This window comes from Heliomarina sp., from assembly GCF_052826185.1.
In genome coordinates, this window is the sequence record NZ_JBRBUI010000040.1 from 1 (window position 1) to 7,261 (window position 7,261).

General features: G+C 54.6%; 5 protein-coding genes and 3 pseudogenes. 1 reads left to right on the top strand and 7 read right to left on the bottom strand.

The features are described 5' to 3' along the window. Positions 1-221: 221 nt before the first annotated feature. The 5 genes from ACU0FH_RS11760 to ACU0FH_RS11780 all read right to left on the bottom strand — a co-directional run bounded on the left by ACU0FH_RS11760 (position 222) and on the right by ACU0FH_RS11780 (position 5,919). Entirely contained in the window at positions 222-1,109 is an 888-nt protein-coding gene (locus tag ACU0FH_RS11760) for a sulfotransferase domain-containing protein (RefSeq protein ID WP_446194798.1), read from the bottom strand. Between the two features lie 81 nt (positions 1,110-1,190). Then, entirely contained in the window at positions 1,191-2,522 is a 1,332-nt protein-coding gene (locus ACU0FH_RS11765; protein ID WP_446194799.1) for a lipopolysaccharide biosynthesis protein, read from the bottom strand. Positions 2,523-2,537: 15 nt separating this feature from the next. After that, the gene (locus ACU0FH_RS11770; RefSeq protein ID WP_446194800.1) at positions 2,538-3,446 is read right to left on the bottom strand and encodes a sulfotransferase family protein; all 909 of its coding nucleotides are present in this window, start codon (positions 3,444-3,446) and stop codon (positions 2,538-2,540) included. Between the two features lie 5 nt (positions 3,447-3,451). Next, positions 3,452-4,801, bottom strand: coding sequence for an O-antigen ligase family protein (locus tag ACU0FH_RS11775; RefSeq protein ID WP_446194801.1), 1,350 nt, complete (start codon positions 4,799-4,801; stop codon positions 3,452-3,454). Further along, positions 4,798-5,919: a glycosyltransferase gene (locus tag ACU0FH_RS11780; RefSeq protein WP_446194803.1), complete on the bottom strand. Its 1,122-nt coding sequence runs from the start codon at positions 5,917-5,919 to the stop codon at positions 4,798-4,800. Before ACU0FH_RS11780 ends, ACU0FH_RS11775 begins: the two co-directional genes overlap by 4 nt. Before the next feature lie 260 nt (positions 5,920-6,179). Between ACU0FH_RS11780 and ACU0FH_RS11785 the strand changes: the two are divergent. Beyond that, a pseudogene (locus ACU0FH_RS11785) lies at positions 6,180-6,556 on the top strand (ATP-binding protein); the annotation flags it as partial. A gap of 298 nt (positions 6,557-6,854) precedes the next feature. Here the strand turns inward: ACU0FH_RS11785 and ACU0FH_RS11790 are convergent. Continuing rightward, a pseudogene (locus tag ACU0FH_RS11790) lies at positions 6,855-6,977 on the bottom strand (transposase); the annotation flags it as partial. A 12-nt stretch (positions 6,978-6,989) separates the two neighbouring features. Continuing rightward, a pseudogene (locus ACU0FH_RS11795) lies at positions 6,990-7,261 on the bottom strand (transposase); the annotation flags it as partial.

Below are 7,261 nucleotides of genomic sequence, written 5' to 3' on the forward strand. Positions count from 1 at the left end.
ATCGGCGCACTTCGCGCCGGCCTCATGCTCGGCCAGGATGCCGATGATCTGCTCGTCCGTGAATCTCGTTCGCTTCATTGTCCGTCCTCAGGTTGGGCCGGACTCTAATCGACGGTGGAGGAAAAATCCCGTGGCAGGTCAATCGTTTTTCGAACCGTGAATCACGCCATCCAGCGAAAATCAATGGGGCCTGAACCTAAGACAGCACCGGCCGGCCGAGGCTATGAGCCCGCAACCAGACGATCTATCTTAGACTGATCTTCGGCAAAATGCCGGTCAAGACGCGCGCTCGTGCTAGGGTGTAGATCCCGGGCGGACTTAGATACGGCGCGAATATTGCGTGTGCTGATCAAGTATCTCAAGTGCCCTGGCAACAAGTTATAGGCTGTTTTCAAAAGCCAGCCAAACACGGGGATCTTTTTCAGCTTTTTCACGTTAACAATGGGCTTGTCGCCGCCTTTGTGGAAGACCGTCGTCATCTCTGGAGCGGTCCAAAACCTGTCGATGCCTAGGAAATCAAAGATCCTAGCATAGACGGCTTCGCCGTCTTGCTCCAAATCCCGAGTGTAGAGAATGAGCATGTTTTCTCTGCCGAATTTCTCAAAGTACGGTTCCAGCATGCGGCCATATTCACTCCAAGCAACGATGTAGGCGGACTCATCTTCCTTGTTCTCATGTTCCGTTGCACGCGCCTGTATTAGACGATCCTGCTCCAAAAGGCTGAAGATCTCATGATCAAAATCACCGTCTTCCCCTGCCCGGCGCTTGACCATGCGAAAATGGGAATAGCTCCGCTCGACCGGGTCGCGCAGAATTGCGATGATCTTCACCTTTGGATTGACGGCGTAAAGGTTTTCGAGCGCAGTTTTGCTTGGTAGGTATTGCGGGGACGCCTTCCCCTTCAGGCACCCGGCTGGGCTTCCTTGAAATAAAGACGCCGTCTTCGCAGCGATCTCATCAGGGCTAAGATCTGTCCGATTGAAGATCGGCACTTCTTTGCTCGCGGGCATTGTAACTTGCGGATGCATTTTCATGACCTCGTGCAGCGAGGTCGTCCCAGATTTTTGCGCTCCAATGATGACGAAATCGATATAGTCATTCACTTGCATCACGATTTCCTTTCATAATCGTCACTGGTTTTTCTGGCAGACTGGGCTGTTTGAGTACGGCATTGGTTGAGGCAGTGCAGATCAATTCTTCCACAATCTGGACAAAGCGTTGTAAAAAGGCTTGAACGCGACGCGTAAACGTTCGGGTGTCGGCACCGAGAGAATCAGATAGCCAGGAACCGCCCAAGCGAAATAGATGACCAGCCCGCTGGTCAGAATACGCACACCGCTCACCGCTAGGGCAGCGCCAAGCATTCCTGCGAGGGTCGTGCCGAAGTAGAGGCTGATTGGTAGCAAGACGAAGTTGATGCTCGTCATAAGGCGTGAGACCAGCTTTTCATGTCCTGACATCAACAACAGAGAATTCGCCGTACTTGAGATCGCTGTGGGGACCCGCCCTACGATCATGATTATCAGCAAGAGGATACTGAGCTGCGGATCGAAGGCCTCTCCAAATAGCTGCAGCCAGAAAGCAGGAGCGCCGAAGAGTACAGCACAAACCACCAATGCCGCTGTCGCGCTCCAGTAGACGCTTTGTACGATATCCCGTTGCAGACCGCTTTCATCATGCCGTGCAAAATGTAGCGATGCCCGGGGCTGGAACATGCTCTGGATTGGCTCGACGACCATTGCGGCAAGTATCGATACGCGCGCCACGATTCCGTAGATTGCGGCGGCTTCAAACCCGAGAAGCGCGCCAACCATCAGAACATCCAACCGGTCTCTCAGGACGCGCGCCATCATGACCAAGGTGAAGTGCCGGGAACTTTGCCACCAAGCGGCGCGGTCCACCGGGTCGGTTCCGGTATCTTTTGGCCTCGGGCCAAGGGTTCGGCGCAACTGCCAGCAGTCATAGATCAGCCCGAGAAGCAATGGTATCAGGAGCGCTGCAAAAACTGCGGTATCCTGGGGGAGCACCAAGACACCAACAAGCAGTGTCAAAACTGCACAGCTCGGCCGAATGATCTGATACGAAAAGTCGGACCAGAACACCACACCAAGCGCTCGGAGGATCTGCCTGTCCATGGTCAGATAGCTCCAAGCGAGAATGCACATGCCGAACAAGGCCATGTGCCATGGCTTCAGAATGATCTCCGGGCTGATATATTGCGTTGCGACGAACAGCCCCGTGGATAGCACAGAGGCGAGCAGCGCCCAGGAGCGTGACCAGCGAATGAGAGCATGCACCGTCGCAAACTGCCCGGTCTCTCTGTAGCGGGGTATGAAGCGGTACATGGCCGTGCCAAGGCCGAGCGTTCCGACCGCTCCGAACAGAAACAGGTTGTTCTGCAGATAGATCAGCAAGCCGGCAGTCTCCAGAGAGAGCAACCGTGTCGCAGCAATGATCAATGCGAACCCGAGAAATTCGCCGACGATCATCAGCAAAAAGATCAAAATGGAGCCTTTGAGCATACTTGGATACGCCTTTCAGACCCAGTGGGAATAGAAGCCGGGCCCAAACATAGCCTCGAGCCGAGCGATATCGTTTTTAAATGCGGGCTTCAAATGGTCTTTGACATCTTGGGACAGCATGTCCGGGCGCTTATAGACAAGCTTCATCAAAGACTTAATCCTCTCTTTGGCCCGGGCGTCGTTACTGCCGAAACGCAGTAATTTGCGGGCAGGACCTTTCACGAGCCTGACCGCCTTTCCCGTGAAGCCTGAAGGCGGGACATAACTAGGATTGGACCAGAGCTTTTCGCCCTCATGCGGCGGCAACCCCAGAAAATCCGTCAACTCCTTCAGCGTGCCGTCGTAATCCTCGACGAGGTTCTCGAAGGCGACTAGATGAATTTGCTCAGTGCCAAAAAGTTGGACAAAGGGCGATATCAAAGCGCCATAATATCCTAGGAGCTTGTAGCGACGGATCGGAAGCAGATTCTCTTCCTCAGCGATGGGGCGGGCGAAAACCGCTTTGAAGTCTTCGTTCATCTCCAGCAGGTGACTGCGGGCATGATTGAAACTGGAATATGCGCGGGAAACTGGTTCGCGCATGACCAATACGATCTTCATGTCAGGGTTATGCGCGTGTAGCCGTCCAGCTGTACCAGGATAGAAGTAATAGGAATCCGAGCAATCGCACAGAAGCTGATGGGGTTTAGAATCCGTGAAATGCTTGGCATACTCCTCCTCGCTGCGCACTGCCTGTTCGGATGCAGTCGCCTCAACACCGTCACGTTCCGAGAGAGTTGCCCCGTCCAAGCCATAGGAAAAAAAGTTCAGTGTCTTGTTTTGGGGGACGAAAACGCCGGGATGCTGCCGCAGAAAATCTGTCACAGTAGAGGAGGCGGACTTCATAGCGCCGATCACGGAAATATCTATTTTAAGATCTGTCACGACATTCACTCCTTTGAAACGACCACATATCCAATGGCGATGAGCTGCATAAGAGAAAGGCCGTAAATGGGTGCTCCAAGACTATGTTGGGTGAGCCCCGCCAGAAAGAGGGTGACAACGCAGCCAAGGCATGTTCCTGCCCAGAGCTTCCCTTCATTGCTAGCTTCCTTTTGAAGTAGCACCTGCATGGATTTTGGAATTATGGTAAGAAAAATCCCACCTATGATCGCCAAACCAATAAAGCCAAGCTCCGCGAAAATCATAATGAAAGTATTATGACTTGAGTGGGTGGATGGGTTCAAATACGATGCGCTCACAACCACATTTACCAAGGGAATAGCTCTGGTAAACTCTCGTCCGGTGTCATTGTATCGACCGAAGCCCGTACCAATGATTGGAGATTTAGTTCCCTCAACCACGCCTCGGGCCCACAGCAGACCACGAATGGCCAAGTTCGCCTGCCCCTGCTTGTCAGCAAATGCTTCCAGTGACCAAGCACTGCCGGACTCCAAAGGAGGCTCCGCCAGCCAAGCTCGTTCGAAATTGACTGAGATAACCTCCAACGGATTGGCCGTTGTAAAGGTGCTGGCCAGGCGATCATATTGATTCGGAAAGGCTTTGGACATGCCGATAGCAAGAATCGGGATGAAGATAGCAACCTTTATAAGCTGCCCGACGCGGATCAGAATGATCTGTTGGATGAACATCCCCATGACAGCAGCCAGAACAGATGTGCGCGAGCCGGTACCAAGCAGACCAATGAGCGCGAGAAGAAGCAGGAATAGTCCTTCCCAATTCTTTTTCGTGCGGTACCGGAAGTAGTTGAAGATTACCAAAGAGGCGAGAACTGCGCCAGCCGCGTGGTGCGACGAATAAAGCTGAATGCCGGCATGCCGGACCATGACGGTCAGAAATCCAAAGACAGTCAGAACTAACAGGCAGCGCTCAATTCCTCGAAGCACTAGGTTCGGATCTTTACGAAGCATTACAGTTAAGAAAATGAACGGCCAGTAGTATAAGAAAAACCGGCCTTCTCCGCCAAGCCACGCTACCAGCCCGTTCGTTTTGATTGACAGGATCCCACCGAACATAATCGCACTAATTAGGGCATAAAAAAGAAACAGAATCGCGAGGAATGTCACCCGGGAAACAATTGGATTAGCTAGTATGGCCGCCAAAGAAAGAACGATGCTTGCCATTATACCCGGAACGGCGATGGCTACCCCTAATTCGAGCAACAGGGCCGACGCAAAATTCAGGGCGAAGACGACCTGGATCGACAGAGCCGTTCCAGAGGAGTATCGTGTGGCTCTTGTTGTCTGACGGCCGTCTATAGAGGCATCTGCAAGACTCATGTTGCGCTGGCCATCCGAGCCGTCACGAATTCCGAGAAGGCATCGCGAAAACGCGCGGCGGAAAAACCTTCGGCATGAGCCCGTATAGTAGGCGCGTTGAACTGCTCATATTCCGCTTCAAGCTTATCGATGACCGTGTTGAGCGCGGTGGGACTGTCTTCCCGAAAGAACAATCCGGTTTGCCCTTCACGAACCGTCTCCAATGCACCGCCCCGCCCATAAGCAATTACCGGACGTCCCGAAGCCATGACTTCGAGCGGTACAATGCCGAAATCTTCCACCCCCGGAAAGACCAGCGCGCGGCAGCGCGCATAGTGATCTCGCAGAACATCGAAGGAAACACGTCCAAGGAACTGAATATTTGGCCCCGCGCTGGCCTGCAAACGTTCGCGTTCGGGACCGTCTCCGATCATCACAAGCTTCCTGCCAGAGCGGTTGAAGGCATTGATCACTAGGTCTGCGCGCTTGTAAGTGACTAGTTCGCCCGCCGTAAGATAAAAGTCTTCAGGTGGTGTCTGGGCCAGCTTAAAAGCCTCTAGGTCGACGGGAGGGTGGATTACGTCAGCTTCACGCCCCCAGAATTTCGCGACACGCTTAGCAACAAACGCTGAATTCGCCACGATGTGATCCGGACGCGATGCCGACACCGTATCCCAAATCCGTAGCTTGTGCGCAAGATAAGGCATTACCGACCGGGTCAGCCATCCAGATTGATTGCGATAGATATGGTACTGGTCCCATATGTACCGCATTGGCGAATGGCAATAGCAGACATGCACGGTATCCGGTCCAGTGATCACACCCTTCGCAGGTCCGGATTCCGACGAAATGACCAAGTCGTATCCGGATAGATCCAGCGCTTCGAGAGCACGTGGCATGAAAGGCAGATACTTCTGGTAATGCTTTTTCGCACCGGGCAAGCGCGCAATACCTGTTTCGATGATCCGGTGTTTTGTAATTGTGTCTGAAAGTTTCTCGGGAATCACGACATGGGTAAATATATCCGCTTGGGGATAAAGGCGGCAGAATTCTTCGATAACCTTTTCGCCGCCCCGCATTCCGACGAGCCAGTAATGCACGATGGCGACCTTCAAGGGAGGTTGGTTTTTCAATGCCAAGTCTCGCGCCTTTGCTACCTCATAGGGAATCTGCGTCTGGTCTACCTCGACGCGACTTATCTAGGAACGCGCGCCCCAGTTCAACCTAGCGCAGGTTTCGGCTGCGACCCTGACCGAGTACGCCAGATTCTGCAACTGCGAAGGCGATGCTTCAGTGCGTGCATAACTACGAACGGCGCAAAATGCGGCGCTGTGAGGTTTTGATCGGGCTGGATTAATGCATTGATTTCCGACCAGAACTGCTCCAGAGGGCGGGCACGTTGGGACCGAAGTGCACGGTACCGGAGCGTCCCAGCAGCCTGAAGATTTACGGCATGTCGCAAGCCGTCATCAACCTGATCGAGCAGGGGGGCCCAGCCTTCGAAGCCGTCGTGTCTGCTGCACGACGGCTATCCTTACGCGTTTGCTAAAGGCTGAGGTCGCGGAGCACGAGATCAACGAGGCTACGGTGCGTCAGCTGCACAGGTGCGAGGTCATCGATGCATCCGAGAACATCGTGCCCATCGGCAGCCCCGACACGTGAAAATTCATCTCGCCACGGTTCAGGCTGTCGAACACCATCGTCGAAAGGTGTGCTTCTTCTAGACCATCAAAACTGGTCAACACGCTCGAGCAGAAAAAGGCCAAGGGCAATGCTCCTCCAGCAGCAGGAACCAAGGAGTAAGGCTGCTTTGGCGCAGCCGGAAGACGTCTTACCGTTCGCCGCGGAGGACGCCCCGGACCAAGCCCCGGCTCAGACCAGTGATCCGGACGATCCGCTTGATTGGTACGCCTTCGGACCCCATGCGCTAGATCAGCAAGTTGGTTTTCTGGCGCCGTTGAAAGCCGTCGAATTGGAGGCTTTCCGCCGCCGTCAGGATGGCTGGTTCCAGCTCGGCGCTGCAGGCTACGGCGGGCATTGCGCGACGGACGGCGGATTGGAACGCGTCGCTCGCGTTTTGCAAGAGGTGCCAACGATCGGCAACCTGGGTCGCGTCAGGACGCGCTTCGGAAATTGCCTGTCTATACCCGCCGTTCCGATCTCGCGCGACAATTTCGATCTGCGGGTGTCGCCGCAGCTGGCGGCTACGGTCGCAAGGGATGTGGATCTTGCGCCATAGACGGCGTTTCGCGCCGCCGTGCTTGCGCGCATGCCACTCGCCTTCGCCCTCCGCCTTGATGCCGGTGCTGTCCACTGCCCGGCAGGGCATCACGAAGTGAGGCCCCGAGAGGGGATCATAAGGTTCAGCGGCCCCCGCGAGCCGCGGTAGGGGATGGTCACGACCAGAGCCTTCTGCCGCCTGCTCAGCGTGCTGAAATCTGGTACTGCCCAGTCGAGGCCGACCAGCCGTAGGAGGCTTTC